Below are 16,398 nucleotides of genomic sequence, written 5' to 3'. Positions count from 1 at the left end.
TCATTTTTATCGTAAGTATTCACCCGAACTTGATATTATAGGGGTGGTTTCAACTCATCTAAGACAATAAATTGAACATGATTAAGGGCTAATTCTCCGATAGATATATTCATGTCTTTGAGGGGGATTCCTTGGCTAGTAGCTTTTTCAAAAGGTAATCCCTTAGCCATTTCAGCGTGATACCAAGCTAAACCCATGAAGAAGCGATTAGGATAGGGACCTCCTTCAAATAAATCATCAGGGTTTGACTCCATGGGTAACCAACCAAAATTTGGTACATAAAATTCCATCCACACATGATTGTAATCTGGGGACATAGGAATATCCTGCCCTATTATTAGTGTAGGGCATTTGTACCTTCCTACTGTACGACACGGAATGCCGTTGAGTCTACTGATTGCCAAGAGAACACCGAGATATTCTCCACAGGAACCAATCCCACGTTTCAAGGCGATATCGGGGGTATCTATATGGGGTTTTAGTCCATATGATAGTTGGTCGTAAACATAATTACGGATTTTATATATTTTTCTCAGGAGATTAGTTTCCGTACCAATAGCTTCAACTGCGGCCCTTTGGATAATTTCTGTATCCATAGCTAAATCATCGTTGTCAACTAAATAACGATTTTGATAATCTACAGATATGGGAGGCAGTTCTTCACAGTCTGAGGGTTTTAGTTGATATTTGATACTCCAAACTTCCATAATCGCTCTCCAGCCAAAGATACAACGGCTATCGCCTTTTAGTTCATCAAATTTGAACACAGCAATTTTTTGTCCCTCTGGATCCACCTCTTCGGTATATGGTAATCCAACTGGTTCTATTTTGATTACTTTTTGACGCTTAGTCTCTGTGGGTAAAGCTATTCGCCATTCTACATTTTTTAGCTTGATTTGATCTAATGGGGAAATTTCTTCTACATAAGTCATTTCTAAGCGATAGCCGTTAGAGAGGGCATAGCCTTTTTCTTGGTAGTAATGAAAATACAACGGATGAATAAAGGTGCGATCGCGATATTGTAATTCATAGTTTGTCTCACGGTTCGGATTATCCCTTATGTATGGCTCTTGAAATGAGTATGATACATAGAGGGTTTCTTCACCTGTGGAGGAATGTTTATAGAAACTTAAACCTGTGGGTGATTGAAAGGGGGTTAATAAACTATATTTTGTTTTTCCTGTTCCTCTATCTAAACAGTATACTGTCTGTTCTAAATTATCTGATACCCATAGTTCTTCATTTTTCACCGTAATATTTTCTACCCCAATTCCTGGTGCATAAAAATAGGTGATTTTTTCGCCACTATCGCGATCATAAACCCATATCTTACCACTTTTTTCTGAGGTAATATATATGGTCGATTCCCATACAGCTATGCCGTTGGCCGTTCCATCTAGTCTACGGAATAGTTGGGGTTGCCAAGTATTTTCTTGTAAATAACAATAATAAACACTATCTCTATTTATAAACCAGAGGGTGTTATCGGCGATCGCTATTCCCGTGCAACCAATAAAGTCTTGCCAATGATGGCTATTCAGTATACTTGTGTTTCCATTTTCTGGTTCTATTTTCAGTATATAACCACTGATGGAGTCAACCGCTATCAAAGAATCTTCCCAGGTGGCGATTCCATTTATCGAGTAAGCGGCGATTGGTCTAATTGTTTTTAAATTTGCTTTTTTTTCAAACAAGGCTAGGGCTAGGTTAATTTATTCTTTAATATTTTTACATTATTTAGGTTATTTTCTGTCTCACTGGTTGCCGTTTTTGTCAATTTCCTTTACAATTATTTATATAACAACTTTACAAAAGTTAACATACTGAGGTACTGAACAAATGGAAAACGAAAATCGCAATGATATCAAGTTTGGCTTCAACCCTTCTGCTGAAAACTGGAATGGTCGTCTAGCGATGATTGGTTTCGTTTCTGCTATTATTGTTGAACTAGTAACCGGACAAGGAGTTTTACATTTCTTCGGTCTTATTTAATTAACTATCACCATAGTTCGCCAAACAAACAACCGTATTAATGAAGCATAAAATCTGATTGTAATCAAACAATCAGATTTTTCCTAATTTTAGCCTTGTAACAGCCAAAAACCAGCAAAAGATTGAGATTCAGGACTAGATTGTACCGCTAAAAAGTGAATATTAGCAGCATTTGCTTTAGCTTTAGTAAAATTTTGGGCTTCAATGATACTGGTTTCGTCTACTAAATCTAGCAAAATCCAACTATCACTAATACCAGTTTCTAAGCGCAATCGATTAAATTGTTTAAGCATCTCCCGACGGGAAGGGGTAGTAGCTTCAAGACAGATAAAACCAAGTTCTAAACCAGATAACCAACCGCCAAAAGGTAAAGCGCGATTAGAAAAAATAATTAATCCAGGAATAGGAGTATCGGGAGAAAGGTTAAAAACAGACAGAGGAAAAGCTTCACCAAAAGCAATATCCCATTCAGTCATATCTTGAAAATCTTTTGCCGGGAGAGAAACTAAAGCCCAGCGATCGCCTTTATCTCCTCGTATTGCATCAGGTAGAGGAATAGCATTCATTTCTGGATATTCCACAGAAGCTGTATTCATGCTTTGAGCATCATAACCTGTTAAGGTAGGGTAATAAGACTCTAAACGTTGTTTAATCCATTGATTAAGTGTATAGGTGCGACGACTAGGCGCTGATGTAATTTGTAAATCATCACAGGCTTTAGTAATCATATTTTTCATAGGACGACGAAAAAACCTGATTTTACTGGGAGTTTGACCAGATTCCTCCATCGCTTTCTTGATAGCTTCCCCAAGACGAATAGAATTAACAGTATTGCTAGGGCAAAATTCTGTATAACGATACAGTGAATCTGGAGAAACATCAATAGATTGTGGACTTTCGCAAATGAGAATCTCCCAAAGCTTCTTTTTATTGTCGTCAAGAATCGGTCGTGAGTAAAAATCTAGTTCCCAAATTATCGCCATAAGTTCTGATCTTATAATTAAAGCTACTATACTACTAATAAATATAGGCCATAGAGGCCCAGTGTTTTTTTAACAAATGTTTATACTCATCATACCTCTTTATTGAGGTAATGTAGCGGTAAAACTAAATCCAGAGAAATAAGGTAGTTTATTTTCTATTCGTTAGAATAGAGATATAAACGTGCAAAGTTAAGTAAATAGGAAATCTGACAAACTGTGAATCCCAAATTATTAACCAAGCTTAATTTGAATAACTCAGGTTTGGGTTGTTTACTAACTCTTATCCTGATTGGCTTTATCTTAGGATCTCTAGGCATACTAGGAGGAGTAGTAAAAGGATTACTAATTATTCTAGCTTTGCTATTTTTATTACCGCCAATTGCTTGGATAGGACTAAATTGGCTCTTAAAAAGAAACTTAGTAATTCAACCCTGTCCAGTATGCGAAACTACAGTGACAACTTTGAAACAAAGCCAGGCTAAATGTCCTGGTTGTGGAGAACTCTTAGAAGTAAAAAGCGGTAAACTAAGCCGAGTTACCCCACCAAACACTATAGATGTAACGGTTGTTGATGATAATTACTAGGAAAATAAAGCGATGAATGATTACCCAGAAGCGGAAAAAAATCAAGAAAGATTACCAAAGATGAAACGACCTATTGATTCATCTTCCCTAGGGTCACAAATTAGTACTTGGTTTCAAAATCTCTCTCAACCTGCCAAGATAGCAGTGGTTGTTGGGGGTGCATTTATTGGTTTTACCATATTAAATATGGTTTTGAAAATAGTTACCTCCTTATTGACGGTGCTAATATTAGGAGCTATACTTTATGTAATATATCGTTTTCTCTTAAGCAGTTCTAAATAATGGCAATTAAGCGTAGAAAAGAGGAACCAAAATCTTTTGAGTCAAATCCACTCCAACCTGAAGCAGGAAAAGAAGAAACAGGAGAAAAAGAAGCTAAAATTAGACCTTCCCGATTAGAGGAATATATCGGTCAAGAAGAATTAAAACAAGTACTGAGTATAGGTATTCAAGCAGCAAAAAGCCGAGATGAATCTCTAGATCATCTCCTGTTGTATGGACCTCCAGGATTAGGAAAAACAACTATTTCCCTAATCCTAGCTACAGAAATGGGTGTGAATTGCAAAATTACAGCAGCACCAGCATTAGAACGTCCTAGAGATATTATTGGACTTTTAGTAAATCTACAGCGTCACGATATCCTATTTATAGATGAAATTCATCGTTTGAATCGCACCAGTGAAGAATTGCTGTATAGCGCTATGGAAGACTATCGGTTGGATTTAACCATCGGTAAAGGTCAAAGTGCTCGCACTCGCAGTATTTCCCTATCGCCTTTTACATTAGTAGGTGCAACTACTAAAATAGGGTCTCTAACTTCCCCCTTGCGCGATCGCTTTGGCTTAATTCAGCGTCTTCGCTTCTACTCCACTTCAGAATTAACCCTTATCCTCACTCGTAGCGCTCAAATTCTAAATGTTGCCATTACCGAAGCTGGCGCCGCAGAAATTGCCCAACGTTCTCGTGGTACCCCTCGTATAGCTAATCGCCTCCTCAGAAGAGTTCGAGATTATCTTCAAGTAAAAGATCAACCAGAAATTACTCTAGAATTAGCTAAAGAGGCTTTAGATTTATTTGATATCGATACCCAAGGTCTTGATTGGACTGATAGATTGCTTCTCAATACACTTATAGAAAAGTTTCAGGGAGGTCCAGTAGGCTTAGAAACTATCGCCGCCGCCACCGGAGAAGATGCTAAAACCATCGAAGAGGTTTATGAACCTTACTTATTACAGATTGGTTATCTTAATCGTACCCCACGGGGTAGAGTGGCTAGTTTAAATGCTTATAAGCATTTAGGTTATTTATCTGAACGTTAAAATCAGAACCAACAACAATAATGTCATCAAAACAAGATTACTCCCAGAGGATAGGCGATAATTGGACGGAAGAAGGAAAAGAAATCATTAGCGGTGCTTCTGGAGGCTTTTTGTTTGGTGTACCATTATTATATACTATGGAAGTATGGAATATTGGTTCGTATGTTCAACCAGGTGTTCTTTTAACAATATTAGTAATTACTTTTTTAGTTATATTACTATTAAATAGAATAGAAGGATTTCGTCCTCAAGAAAGCGAAACCCTAGGGGGAGCAATAGCAGAAACAGTAGAAACATTAGCGATCGCCATTGTTTGCGCCACCTTAGTTTTAATCGTTTTGCAAAGAATTAAATTAGGAACTCCCCTCAGTGAAACACTGGGTAAGATTGTGTTTGAAGTTGTCCCCTGTTGTTTTGGAGTAGCCTTTTCTCGGTCTATTCTCAGTGGAGAAACACAAATAGACTCAGACTATTTTTCCTCTTCTCATGGGTCATTTTCCAGTAACAAATTAATTTGGAAAGATACTCTCGCTGATTTAATCACTACTGTAATAGGAATAATCTTTATTGCTTTTAGTATTGCACCTACAGATGAAGTTACCGTATTAGCCGCATCCGCTTCCCCACCTTGGTTGATTATCATTATTTTCTTTTCTATCTTAATTAGCTATGGCATTGTTTTTGCTGCGGGTTTTACCAACCAGAGTAAACGTCGTCAACAGCAGGGGATTTTTCAAAAGCCTCAAAGTGAAACTTTAGTTTACTATCTGGTTTCTTTGGTAACTTCGGCATTAATGTTATGGTTTTTTCATAAACTAACCTTTGCTGATCCGTGGTTAGTATGGTTAAAACACAGTATCATTCTCAGTTTACCAGCAAGTATTGGGGGAGCAGCAGGACGCTTAGCAGTATGAAGAAATTGCCTACTGTTAGTCGAACACTAGCAGAAAAAGTTAGTTTTACTATTTCTTTAGCTATTTTAAGCTTTATTATCGCCTTGATTGTCTATACTTGGATTACAGGAAGTAATGAGCCAGCAATTCTCAATGTTCAAATTGATGGGGAGATATATCAACAACAACAAGAGTTTTATGTTCCTTTTACTGTAACTAACCTAGGTGGAGAAACAGCCCAATCTGTTGAAGTCATAGGGGAATTAACTCTCTCAGACCAAAACAGCCAAAGAGGAGTTCAACAAATAAATTATTTATCCCAAGGAGAAAAACAATCTGGGGTTTTTATTTTTAGTCATCATCCCCAAGAAGGAAAACTAGAAATTCGTGTAGCTAGTTTTAAAAAACTACCATAACATAGAAATAATTGTTTTTCTCTGCTACACAACCATGTCTAAAAACAACAAAGAAGTATTATTACTTATTTTGACTCTTTTGTTGACTTTGGTAGTTTTCGGTGGTGGTGGTTTGTTGATATGGATTATAACTAATCGTTCTGAACCTAAACCTCCTAAAAGTATTACAAGAAAAGAAAAATTCACTGATGTTAAAAAAGTTCCCGAAGGAGTATTTAACTATGGCGGTAGTACCACTTGGGCCCCAATTCGCCAAAAAGCAGATCCTTTGTTAACAGTTGTTTTTCCTCAATTTAAACTACGCTATATTAATCCTATCAATGAAGCTCCCGGTTCAGGAACAGGAATTAAAATGTTAATAGAGGGACAATTAGACTTTTCTCAGTCTTCTCGTTCAATTAAACCAAAAGAACATGAAGAAGCTGAAGCAAGAGGCTTTAGTTTGCGACAAACAGCAGTAGCTATTGATGGGATTGCGATCGCTGTCAATCCCGATTTACCAATTTCAGGCATTACCATTTCTCAGTTAGAAGATATTTATACTGGTAAAATCACTAATTGGAAAGACGTGGGGGGACCAAATTTACCAATTCAAGCTTATTCGAGGGATCCTGAAGCTGGTGGGACAGTGGAATTTTTTATTGAGACTGTTTTACAGGGTGAATCTTTAGGTAGCCAAGTAGAAATAGTTGCTACTACTACTTTAGGTTTGAGAAAAGTTGCTAATAATCTTGGGGGTATTTACTACGCTTCAGCACCAGAGGTAGTACCACAGTGTAGTGTGAAAACTTTAGCTTTAGGCAGCAATCAAGACGAATTAGTAACTCCTTACCAACCCCCATTAATTTTACCTGCACAATGTCCTACTCTACGCAATAAACTCAATCGAACAGCTTTTTCTCAAGGAGATTATCCCCTTACTCGCCAACTCTACATCATCATCAAAGAAAATGAACAAAGAGAACAGCAAGCGGGTGAAGCTTATGCTGAATTACTATTGACCAGTCAAGGTCAAGATTACATAGCGGAAGCAGGCTTTGTTAAAATTCTTGATTGAAATTAGGGCCTGTCTGCAAATCCTCTATTCATACTAGTACTAAAAAAATCATTCTACATTCTTAATTCGCGCATTCTAAATTACCCTTACACCAGCAACTTTTGGGCTTTGGTGCAAGATCTGAGCTCTCCCCCTCTCCACTTTGTATTTGCGTGGGAGCTTTTCTAAGACAGAACTAGCGATCGCCAATCAGCTCAAGTTCCGATCAGTAGAAATTTATTTTGCCTTAACTTCAGCTAAAATTAAAGAATGAAGAAAATTTAAAAATTAAAATACTAATATGTCGTACAGGCCACAGTATTTGAGTGGAAATCAAATTCGAGAAAAATTTTTACAATTCTACGCCGAGAGAAATCATAAAATTCTACCAAGCTCCTCTTTAGTACCAGAAGACCCCACAGTTTTACTGACAATAGCTGGGATGTTACAGTTTAAACCAATTTTTCTGGGACAAAAAACCTCAGAATATCCCAGAGCTACCACGTCACAGAAATGTATTCGTACTAACGACATAGAAAACGTGGGCAGAACAGCAAGACATCATACATTTTTTGAGATGTTGGGTAACTTCAGCTTTGGAGACTATTTTAAAGAACAAGCGATCTCCTGGGCGTGGGAATTATCAACAGAGGTATATGGCCTACCCCCAGAACGATTAGTGGTGAGTGTATTCAAAGAAGATGAAGAAGCCTTAGAGATTTGGCGAGATAAAATAGGAGTCCCTAGCCATCGCATCATCAAGATGGGAGAAGAAGATAACTACTGGAAATCAGGTCCCACCGGACCCTGTGGACCTTGTTCAGAAATATACTATGACTTTCATCCAGAATTAGGAGATGAAAATATAGATCTCGAAGATGATAGCCGTTTTATCGAGTTCTATAACTTGGTATTTATGCAGTATAACCAAGATAGCGAAGGAGAACGCACCCCCCTACAAGCCAAAAACATTGATACAGGCTTGGGACTAGAAAGAATGGCCCAAATACTGCAACAGGTGCCTAATAACTATGAAACAGACCTAATTTTACCCATCATCGAAGTAGCAGCAGAAATAGCTAAAGTTAACTACCAAGAGGCTGACAGTCAACAAAAAGTATCTCTCAAGGTAATAGGCGACCATGTGCGGGCAATTGTCCAAATGATTGCCGATGGCATTACCCCCTTTAATACTGGGAGAGGTTATATTCTACGTCGTCTGATTCGGCGAGTAGTGCGTCATGGCAGACTATTGGGGATACAATCAGCATTTATTACCCCAGTAGCCGAAAAAGCAATTAGTATGGGTAAACATGTATACCCAGAACTAGAAGAAAGGGAACAACTGATACTCACAGAAATTAAAAGCGAAGAACAACGCTTCCTCTCTACCCTGGAAAAAGGAGAAAAACTCTTAGAAGAATTACTGGCAAAAGAAACTAAAGAAATAAGCGGTGAAGATGCCTTTATACTCTACGATACCCACGGTTTCCCCCTAGAATTAACCCAGGAAATTGCCGCAGAAAATGGCATGGGAGTAGATTTAGAAGGCTTTGCCGCAGAAATGAAAAAACAGCGTATCCGTTCTCAAGCGGCTCACGAAACTATAGACTTAACTGTACAAGGTAGCTTAGATAAATTAGCAGCTACAATTCATCCTACTTCCTTTTTGGGTTATACTGAATTCCAATCTACTGCTAAAGTTACCGCCGTTTTAGTAGAAGGGAAGTCCGTAGAAGGCGCTGAAGCAGGTCAAGAAGTACAAATAGTTTTAGATCAAACTCCCTTTTATGCAGAATCAGGAGGACAAATAGGCGATCGCGGTTACCTCAGTGGGAACAATTTGGTAATTAGAATCGATGATGTGCAAAAAGAGTCGGGAATGTTTATCCACTTCGGAAAAGTTAAGCGTGGCACAGTAGAAGTAGGAGATGAAATTACCGCTAGTATAGACCGCGCCTGTCGTCGTCGTCTCCAAGCCCATCACACGGCTACTCATTTACTACAGTCAGCCTTGAAAAAAATTATCGGTGATTCTGTATCTCAAGCAGGATCTGAAGTGAGTTTTGACCGTCTCCGCTTCGATTTTACCTGTAACCGTGCCCTCACAGCACCAGAATTAGTAGAAATAGAAGACCAAATTAATACTTGGATTGCTGAAGCTTATGACACCGAAATTGCCGTAATGTCTCTAGAAGACGCTAAAGCCAAAGGGGCGATCGCTATGTTTGGAGAAAAGTATGACGCCGAAGTTAGGGTAATTGATGTGCCTGGGGTGTCTATGGAGTTATGTGGTGGAACTCATGTCAAGAATACCGCAGAAATTGGTATCTTCAAAATCATTAGCGAAAGTGGTCCCTCCGCAGGAGTGAGAAGAATTGAAGCTGTAGCAGGACCAGCTACTCTCAATTATCTTCGAGTGAGAGATTATATTACCAAAAATCTCCAAGATCGCTTTAAAGTTGCACCAGAGGGTATTATTGAACGTGTTAATAATCTGCAAAATGACCTAAAAGCCGCTCAAAAACAAATAGAAACCTTAGAGTCTAAGTTAGCTGTAGCTAACTCTAGTCAATTAGCATCCACAGCAGAAACTGTAGGAGATTTTCAGGTTATAGTTGCTGAAATACCTAACGCGACGGCAGATGCCCTAAAAGTAGCAGCAGAAAGACTGCAACAACAACTACCAGAAGCAGCGATAGTTTTAGGTTCTAGTCCAGAAGCTGATAAAGTTAGTTTAGTAGCAGCATTTAGTCCCAAAATAAATAAAGAAAAGCAACTACAAGCTGGTAAGTTTATCGGTAAAATAGCCAGAATCTGCGGTGGTGGCGGTGGTGGTCGTCCCAATTTTGCCCAGGCAGGTGGTAAGGATGCTAGTAAGTTAAATGAGGCATTAAAAACCGCTAAAACCGAGTTAGTTAATAGCCTAAGTTAATTGTTTTTAGAGAAAAAAAGCAATCTCTCTTATGATACTAAGAGAGAGCTTTTTTTATTTAATTTTATTTTTTATTACAATATAGCATTTTTCGGACTCATGAGGTTGTACCTAACTCGGAGCCTCCTGCCTCTCTTGCCTCCTGCCTCAAAAGGATAACCTCTGTACCTCACCAGTATGAGAATTGCTATAGATCCCTCTTTTGATAGTTAGAAAGGTATATATTTTTTGGTATCATCCAAATTAATTATTATTAAACTATCAATTAATTATGAGTTTACCTGCCTTGGTATTATTCTTTTTATCAATCTTAGCTAACTTAGGTGTACAATTTTTTATGAAGTTGGGAGCAACTAACTTAGGAAAGATCAATTTTACTAGTCTTGGGGAATATACCAGCGCTTTTACTAAATCTCCTGAGTTACTTTTAGGAATATTTTGTGCCGTGGTAGCGGCGATCGCTTATTTCTTTTCTTTAACTAAGTTAGATTTATCTTTAGCTGGTCCTGCTTCCGCACTTATCTATGTTTTTTCCCTATTATTAGGTCGTTTTTATTTCGGTGAATCCATTGTTACCAATCAATATATCGGCTTAGCTTTGATTGTTCTTGGCGTAATTTTAGTTAGTTCTAAGTAAATATTTTTCCTCTATTTTGGTATTTTTATCTAACTATTTAATATAGGCTTGGTGCTGGTTGATGTTATGATTGATAAAATTGAGGTAAAATCACCAAAAAAAGATGCACAAAAATAAGAGACGTTCACTAGCACTATCTACTCTCAAAATTATAGAAGAGGGAAAATATATAGTTAGAGAACAAGAAATTAACTTAAGTGCTGATTTATCTTACTGTTTTGATCATACCTATTCTATTCCTCCTAACCAACATCAAGAAATAGAGATAAATAAGCCCTATGAAAAAACCTTGATTACAGTAGCTAATCAAACTACTTTACAAGGTATTCAAAATGCTAGGGAAAAATATACCCACATAGGAGTATTAAACTTTGCCTCCGCTAAAAATCCGGGAGGAGGTTTTAAAAATGGTAGTAAAGCACAAGAAGAGAGTTTAGCTAGATCTTCTGCCCTCTATAGTAGTCTTAATTTAGCCTTTGATTACTATGAATATCATAGAGAATTAAAAAACCCTCTTTATTCAGATTATATGATTGTTTCACCCAAGGTACCATTTTTTAGAAATGACGAAGGTGAATTACTAGAAAAGCCAATTTTATGTACAGTATTTACTTCTCCCGCAGTCAACAAAGGAGCGATAAAAGATAAGCAACTATACCCTCAAATTGAGGAAATTATGACAGCAAGAACTAAAAAGTTATTAACCTTAGCTTATAGAGAAAAAGTAGAAATCTTAATTTTAGGTGCCTGGGGATGTGGTGTATTTCAAAATGACCCTCAACAAATCGCTTCCATATTTAAAAAAGTTATAATGAGTGAATTTTTCGGTGCCTTTAAAGAAATAAATTTTTCTGTTTTAGATCGAAAAGAAAATCAACCTATATTTAAAGAATTTACACTGATATAGCCGAAGCAGAGGGCGTAAGCCGAAGCAGAGGGCGCAAGTAGAATAAGAGGGCGTAAGTAGAAGCAGAGGGCGCAAGTAGAATAAGAGGGCGTAAGTAGAAGAATGGGGCGTAAGTAGAATAAGAGGGCGTAAGTAGAAGAATGGGGCGTAAGTAGAATAAGAGGGCGCAAGCCTTGCGCCCCTACATAATAATCACCTGTATGAGACAAGATGAAAAAACCAGTCAACCTTGTTTAGAATTTACCAGGTTTGCTGATGATGATAATGGGCGAATCGATATGTGTAAAGAAGTGGTTGGCGATCGCTTTATTGGTCATTTGGTAGTAAGCTGAATAAGAGGGCGTAAGCCGAAGAATAGGGCGCAAGTATGAGCGCACCGAAGGCGGTGGGGATCTCCTCATATCTTCTACTAGAACTTATGTACTAATTTTTTTCGGATTGTTACGAATATATTCTCTAATATGATTTAATTGGTTTTCATTCTGGATAATTATTTCAAAATAATTTCTTTGTCAAACAATAGGATAAGGATTTTCAGAAATTTTTTTGATATGTTTTAGTGTACTAATGTAATATATAATGTAGGGGCGCAAGGCTTGCGCCCCTAATGTAATATATATCGAATCCAACATGGATAAAAAAGTTATTACAGAAACCTGATTATTCTTCTGATAGATTTCTCTTAGAATTTCAAAACACTGTATATTTAATGCTTATTTTCCTATTTTAGTGACTAATTTATATTCAATCTCCTTGCTGAGTATTTATACTTAGCAATTCAACAAAAAAAGGGCAGCACTTCGCGATCGCGCCCCTCAACTACCTATTACTGTAGCCGATACGTTAAGCTATAAATTGAGAAAATAAATATTTGTAAGTTCCCAAACACAAAATGGCCTTTGCTTCGATTATTCGTACCCTACTCAATTCTTCCCTTACCAACGAATTAATCTTAAAACTAGAAAAAAACTCTAAACTTAATATTAACGGTCTTTCTCGCCTAGCTAAAGGCTTAGTAGCTTCTAGTTTAGCCCAAAAACAGCAACAAAACCTCCTAGTAATTTGCGCAACCCTCGAAGAAGCAGGACGTTGGAATGCCCAATTAGAAGCTATGGGATGGGAAACAGTACACTTTTATCCAACCTCAGAAGCTTCCCCCTATGACCCCTTTGACCCAGAATCAGAGATGATTTGGGGTCAGTTACAAGTACTAGCAGATTTACAGGAAAATCGCCCTAGTCGCGCAATAGTGGCCACAGAACGTTCTCTCCAAAACCATCTACCACCCCGCCACAATTTAGAAACATATTTTGTTAATCTGCAACAGGGTAATATTTATAAACCAAAAGAAATAGAAACCAAGTTAGTTAAATTAGGATTAGAAAGGGTTTCTCTCGTAGAAAGCGAAGGACAATGGAGTCGTAGAGGGGATATTCTTGATATATTTCCGGTTTCTTCAGAATTACCCGTTCGTCTCGAATGGTTTGGAGATGAATTAGAACAAATAAGAGAATTTGACCCCGCTACTCAACGTTCTCTTGATAAAATTCCTCAAATACTCCTAACTCCCACCAGTTTTTCCCCAGTCATAACTCAAGCTTTGACCACAGAACAACAACAGAGTCTCTTTAGTGAAGAAGAATTAGAGGCTTTGACTAGAGATGTTTACCCCGAGGGGATGCGTCGTTATCTGGGTATTGCTTTCCCTTCCGGCGCTTCTATTCTTAACTATATTGATGAATCTACCCTAATTGTTATCGATGAACCTATTCAATGTCAAGCCCATAGCGATCGCGCTGTGAGACAATGGGACGAACAATGGGCAACTCAGCAACATTTACAGAAAATTCACCGTAACTTTACAGATATTCTTGCTGACATCCAAAAACAAAAAATTTATCTTTCTGAATTAGTTACCGAAGATAACTCTGATTTTAATCTGGTAACTCGTCCCCTCCCAGTTACACCTCACCAATTCGGAAAACTAGCAGAAATATTACGGGGTAAACGAGAAGCTTATACTAATATTCTACTTCTTAATAAATATTCTACTTGGTTAATCTCAGCTCAACCAATGCGTTCTGTCGCACTACTTCAAGAACATGATTGTCCAGCGAGTTTTGTGGCTAATACCAAAGACTATCTAGCTATCGATAAAATACTTAATCAACATATTCCAGTTGCTCTAAAATACAAGGGGATGGCAGAGTTAGAGGGATTTATCTTACCTAGTTTCCGCATTGCCGTAATTACAGACCGAGAATTTTTTGGACAACATAGTCTCGCCACCTCCGGTTATGTCCGTAAACGTCGTCGCGCCACCTCTAAACAAGTAGATGTAAATAAGCTGAGTCCGGGAGATTATGTGGTTCATAAAACCCATGGGATTGGTCAGTTTTTGCAGTTAGAAAGTTTAGCAACCCGGGAATATTTAGTAATTAAGTATGCAGATGGTACCCTGCGAGTACCCGCCGACTCCCTCGATGTTCTGTCTCGCTATCGCAAAACCGGAACAAAAGCCCCGGAATTGCACAAAATGTCTAGTAAAGCTTGGCAAAATACTAAAAATCGGGTGCGTAAAACTGTTAAAAAATTAGCAGTTGATTTACTTAAATTATACGCCCAACGTTCCCAAACTATCGGCTACGCCTATCCACCAGACCAACCCTGGCAACAAGAGTTAGAGGATTCTTTTCCCTATCAACCAACTCCAGATCAACTTAAGGCAATTCAAGAAGTAAAAAGAGATTTAGAAAGCGATCGCCCTATGGACCGTCTGATTTGTGGCGATGTAGGTTTTGGTAAAACAGAAGTAGCTATACGCAGTATTTTTAAGGTAGTTACTGGTGGGAATAAACAAGTAGCTTTTTTAGCCCCTACTACTATACTAACTCAACAACATTATCATACCCTCAAAGAAAGATTTGCCCCCTATCCTATTAATGTTGGTTTACTTAACCGTTTTCGTACTGCATCAGAGAAAAAAGATTTATTAGAAAAATTAGCTACGGGAGAATTAGATGTTGTAGTGGGAACTCAACAGTTACTGAGTAAAACCGTAAAGTATAAAAATTTGGGTCTCTTGGTGGTAGATGAAGAACAAAGATTCGGAGTTAACCAAAAAGAGAAAATAAAAGCAATTAAACAACAAATTGATGTTTTAACCCTCTCGGCTACCCCCATTCCTCGAACTCTCTATATGTCTCTATCTGGAGTGCGCGAGATGAGTCTGATTAATACTCCCCCCCCTTCTCGTCGTCCAATTAAAACTCATCTTTCTCCCCATAATCCAGAGGTGGTGAGAAATGCTATCCGCAACGAATTAGACAGGGGAGGTCAAATCTTCTATGTAGTGCCAAGAGTTGAAGGGATAGAGTTGGTAGCAGGTCAAATTCGGGAAATGATTCCTAGCATCAGAATCGCGATCGCCCACGGTCAAATGGTGGAAACAGAGTTAGAGTCTACTATGTTGGCTTTTAGTAATGGGGAAGCTGATTTGTTAGTTTGCACTACTATCATTGAATCGGGTTTAGATATTCCTAAAGTAAATACTATCATAGTAGAAGATGCTCAAAGATTTGGTCTCTCTCAACTCTATCAACTCAGAGGCAGAGTGGGAAGATCCGGAATTCAGGCCCATGCCTGGTTGTTATACGAACCACAAAAACTCACTGACGCCGCCAGAAAGAGATTACGGGCTTTACAAGAGTTTACCCAACTAGGTTCCGGTTATCAATTAGCCGTGAGAGATATGGAAATACGCGGTGTAGGTAATTTACTGGGTGCCGAACAATCTGGGCAAATGGAGGCGATTGGCTTTGATTTATATATGGAAATGCTGCAAGAAGCTATTAAAGAAGTCCAAGGACAAGAAATACCCCAAGTAGAGGAAACACAAGTAGATTTAGCTTTTACCGCCTTTATTCCTAACAACTATATCGCAAATTTAGAACAAAAAATGGACGCCTATCGCCTCCTCGCTAGAGCTAATTCTACACCAGAATTAGCACAAATTGCCGCAGATTGGAGCGATCGCTATGGGGATTTACCCGCACCTGTGCAACAATTATTCCAAGTAATGGAGTTAAAGCAATTGGGTAAATCATTGGGATTTTCTCGCATCAAAGTAGAAGGTAAACAAAACGTAGTCTTAGAAACTCCCATGGAAGAACCAGCCTGGAAATTATTAGCAGAAAATCTCCCTCAACATCTGCGATCTCGCTTTGTTTATATTAATAAAAAAGTTGTTGTTAGAGGTTTAGGCGCAGTCAAACCACAACAGCAATTAGAATCTTTAATTGACTGGTTTAAAGAGTTAATAATGTAGCTATTTTGTAGGGTGCGTTAGTGGTTGAGTAATGAGTAATGAGTTTTGAAGTAATGAGTTTTGAAGTAAGAAGGTAGCCAGTAGGTTGGGTTGAGGCACGAAACCCAACATTATATTAGTAGTAGGGTGCGTTAGGCCGAAGATTTCTCTTGGTCAATCACAAGTAAGATAACGGATTGCCGTAACGCACCGTTAGATGAGTTTTGAAGTAATGAGTAATGAGTAATGAGTAGTACTTGTAGTAGTAGGGTGCGTTAGTGGTTGAGTAATGAGTAATGAGTTTTGAAGTAATGAGTTTTGAAGTAAGAAGGTAGTAGTAGGGTGCGTTAGGCCGAAGATTTCTCTTGGTCAATCACAAGTAAGATAAC

General features: G+C 38.1%; 14 protein-coding genes. 12 read left to right on the top strand and 2 right to left on the bottom strand.

Going from position 1 to position 16,398, the window contains the following annotated elements:
- Positions 1 to 35 precede the first annotated feature (35 nt).
- Complete coding sequence (locus tag MW688_RS24075) at positions 36 to 1,694, bottom strand: transglutaminase domain-containing protein (RefSeq protein WP_486738554.1); 1,659 nt, start codon at positions 1,692 to 1,694, stop codon at positions 36 to 38.
- 145 nt (positions 1,695 to 1,839) lie between these two features.
- Between MW688_RS24075 and MW688_RS24070 the strand changes: the two genes are divergently transcribed.
- Positions 1,840 to 1,992, top strand: coding sequence for a chlorophyll A-B binding protein (locus tag MW688_RS24070; protein WP_486738553.1), 153 nt, complete (start codon positions 1,840 to 1,842; stop codon positions 1,990 to 1,992).
- A gap of 89 nt (positions 1,993 to 2,081) precedes the next feature.
- Here MW688_RS24070 and MW688_RS24065 read toward each other — a convergent pair whose 3' ends face one another.
- Positions 2,082 to 2,975 carry a Tab2 family RNA-binding protein gene (locus MW688_RS24065; RefSeq protein ID WP_486738552.1) on the bottom strand — a complete coding sequence of 298 codons (894 nt, stop codon included), beginning with the start codon at positions 2,973 to 2,975 and terminating at the stop codon, positions 2,082 to 2,084.
- Positions 2,976 to 3,191: 216 nt separating this feature from the next.
- On the opposite strand from MW688_RS24065, the gene MW688_RS24060 reads away from it, so the two are divergent.
- From MW688_RS24060 to mfd, 11 genes are all read left to right on the top strand, one after another.
- Positions 3,192 to 3,560 (top strand): hypothetical protein, encoded by a 369-nt coding sequence (locus MW688_RS24060; protein WP_486738551.1) that lies wholly within the window; start codon positions 3,192 to 3,194, stop codon positions 3,558 to 3,560.
- Positions 3,561 to 3,572: 12 nt separating this feature from the next.
- Positions 3,573 to 3,842: a hypothetical protein gene (locus tag MW688_RS24055; RefSeq protein ID WP_486738550.1), complete on the top strand. Its 270-nt coding sequence runs from the start codon at positions 3,573 to 3,575 to the stop codon at positions 3,840 to 3,842.
- On the top strand, positions 3,842 to 4,879 hold the full coding sequence (ruvB, locus tag MW688_RS24050; protein ID WP_486738549.1) for a Holliday junction branch migration DNA helicase RuvB: 1,038 nt from the start codon (positions 3,842 to 3,844) through the stop codon (positions 4,877 to 4,879). Before MW688_RS24055 ends, ruvB begins: the two co-directional genes overlap by 1 nt.
- 20 nt (positions 4,880 to 4,899) lie before the next feature.
- The gene (locus MW688_RS24045; RefSeq protein WP_486738548.1) at positions 4,900 to 5,793 is read left to right on the top strand and encodes a TIGR02587 family membrane protein; all 894 of its coding nucleotides are present in this window, start codon (positions 4,900 to 4,902) and stop codon (positions 5,791 to 5,793) included.
- Positions 5,790 to 6,188 carry a TIGR02588 family protein gene (locus tag MW688_RS24040; RefSeq protein WP_486738547.1) on the top strand — a complete coding sequence of 133 codons (399 nt, stop codon included), beginning with the start codon at positions 5,790 to 5,792 and terminating at the stop codon, positions 6,186 to 6,188. The genes MW688_RS24045 and MW688_RS24040 overlap by 4 nt, the downstream gene beginning before the upstream one ends.
- Positions 6,189 to 6,222: 34 nt before the next feature.
- On the top strand, positions 6,223 to 7,245 hold the full coding sequence (locus MW688_RS24035; protein ID WP_486738546.1) for a PstS family phosphate ABC transporter substrate-binding protein: 1,023 nt from the start codon (positions 6,223 to 6,225) through the stop codon (positions 7,243 to 7,245).
- Positions 7,246 to 7,525: 280 nt separating this feature from the next.
- Entirely contained in the window at positions 7,526 to 10,159 is a 2,634-nt protein-coding gene (gene alaS, locus MW688_RS24030) for an alanine--tRNA ligase (RefSeq protein ID WP_486738545.1), read from the top strand.
- 271 nt (positions 10,160 to 10,430) lie between these two features.
- The gene (locus tag MW688_RS24025; RefSeq protein ID WP_486738544.1) at positions 10,431 to 10,796 is read left to right on the top strand and encodes an EamA family transporter; all 366 of its coding nucleotides are present in this window, start codon (positions 10,431 to 10,433) and stop codon (positions 10,794 to 10,796) included.
- Positions 10,797 to 10,899: 103 nt separating this feature from the next.
- Positions 10,900 to 11,703, top strand: a complete 804-nt coding sequence (locus MW688_RS24020) for a TIGR02452 family protein (RefSeq protein ID WP_486738543.1) — start codon at positions 10,900 to 10,902, stop codon at positions 11,701 to 11,703.
- Positions 11,704 to 11,903: 200 nt separating this feature from the next.
- On the top strand, positions 11,904 to 12,035 hold the full coding sequence (locus MW688_RS24015) for a hypothetical protein (protein ID WP_486738542.1): 132 nt from the start codon (positions 11,904 to 11,906) through the stop codon (positions 12,033 to 12,035).
- Positions 12,036 to 12,595: 560 nt separating this feature from the next.
- Complete coding sequence (mfd, locus tag MW688_RS24010) at positions 12,596 to 16,030, top strand: transcription-repair coupling factor (RefSeq protein WP_486738541.1); 3,435 nt, start codon at positions 12,596 to 12,598, stop codon at positions 16,028 to 16,030.
- The last annotated feature ends 368 nt before the right edge of the window (positions 16,031 to 16,398 follow it).

It is taken from the genome of Johannesbaptistia floridana (assembly GCF_057440575.1).
This window is presented reverse-complemented; position numbering and strand designations above follow the sequence as displayed.

Excerpts from the sequence above, each read along its gene's own strand:
- MW688_RS24040 (WP_486738547.1), top strand. The coding sequence starts at position 5,790 with ATGAAGAAATTGCCTACTGTTAGTCGAACACTAGCAGAAAAAGTTAGT.
- mfd (WP_486738541.1), top strand. The coding sequence starts at position 12,596 with ATGGCCTTTGCTTCGATTATTCGTACCCTACTCAATTCTTCCCTTACC.
- MW688_RS24025 (WP_486738544.1), top strand. The coding sequence starts at position 10,431 with ATGAGTTTACCTGCCTTGGTATTATTCTTTTTATCAATCTTAGCTAAC.
- ruvB (WP_486738549.1), top strand. The coding sequence starts at position 3,842 with ATGGCAATTAAGCGTAGAAAAGAGGAACCAAAATCTTTTGAGTCAAAT.
- MW688_RS24035 (WP_486738546.1), top strand. The coding sequence starts at position 6,223 with ATGTCTAAAAACAACAAAGAAGTATTATTACTTATTTTGACTCTTTTG.
- MW688_RS24015 (WP_486738542.1), top strand. The coding sequence starts at position 11,904 with ATGAGACAAGATGAAAAAACCAGTCAACCTTGTTTAGAATTTACCAGG.
- MW688_RS24045 (WP_486738548.1), top strand. The coding sequence starts at position 4,900 with ATGTCATCAAAACAAGATTACTCCCAGAGGATAGGCGATAATTGGACG.
- MW688_RS24070 (WP_486738553.1), top strand. The coding sequence starts at position 1,840 with ATGGAAAACGAAAATCGCAATGATATCAAGTTTGGCTTCAACCCTTCT.
- MW688_RS24020 (WP_486738543.1), top strand. The coding sequence starts at position 10,900 with ATGCACAAAAATAAGAGACGTTCACTAGCACTATCTACTCTCAAAATT.
- alaS (WP_486738545.1), top strand. The coding sequence starts at position 7,526 with ATGTCGTACAGGCCACAGTATTTGAGTGGAAATCAAATTCGAGAAAAA.
- MW688_RS24055 (WP_486738550.1), top strand. The coding sequence starts at position 3,573 with ATGAATGATTACCCAGAAGCGGAAAAAAATCAAGAAAGATTACCAAAG.
- MW688_RS24065 (WP_486738552.1), bottom strand. The coding sequence starts at position 2,975 with ATGGCGATAATTTGGGAACTAGATTTTTACTCACGACCGATTCTTGAC.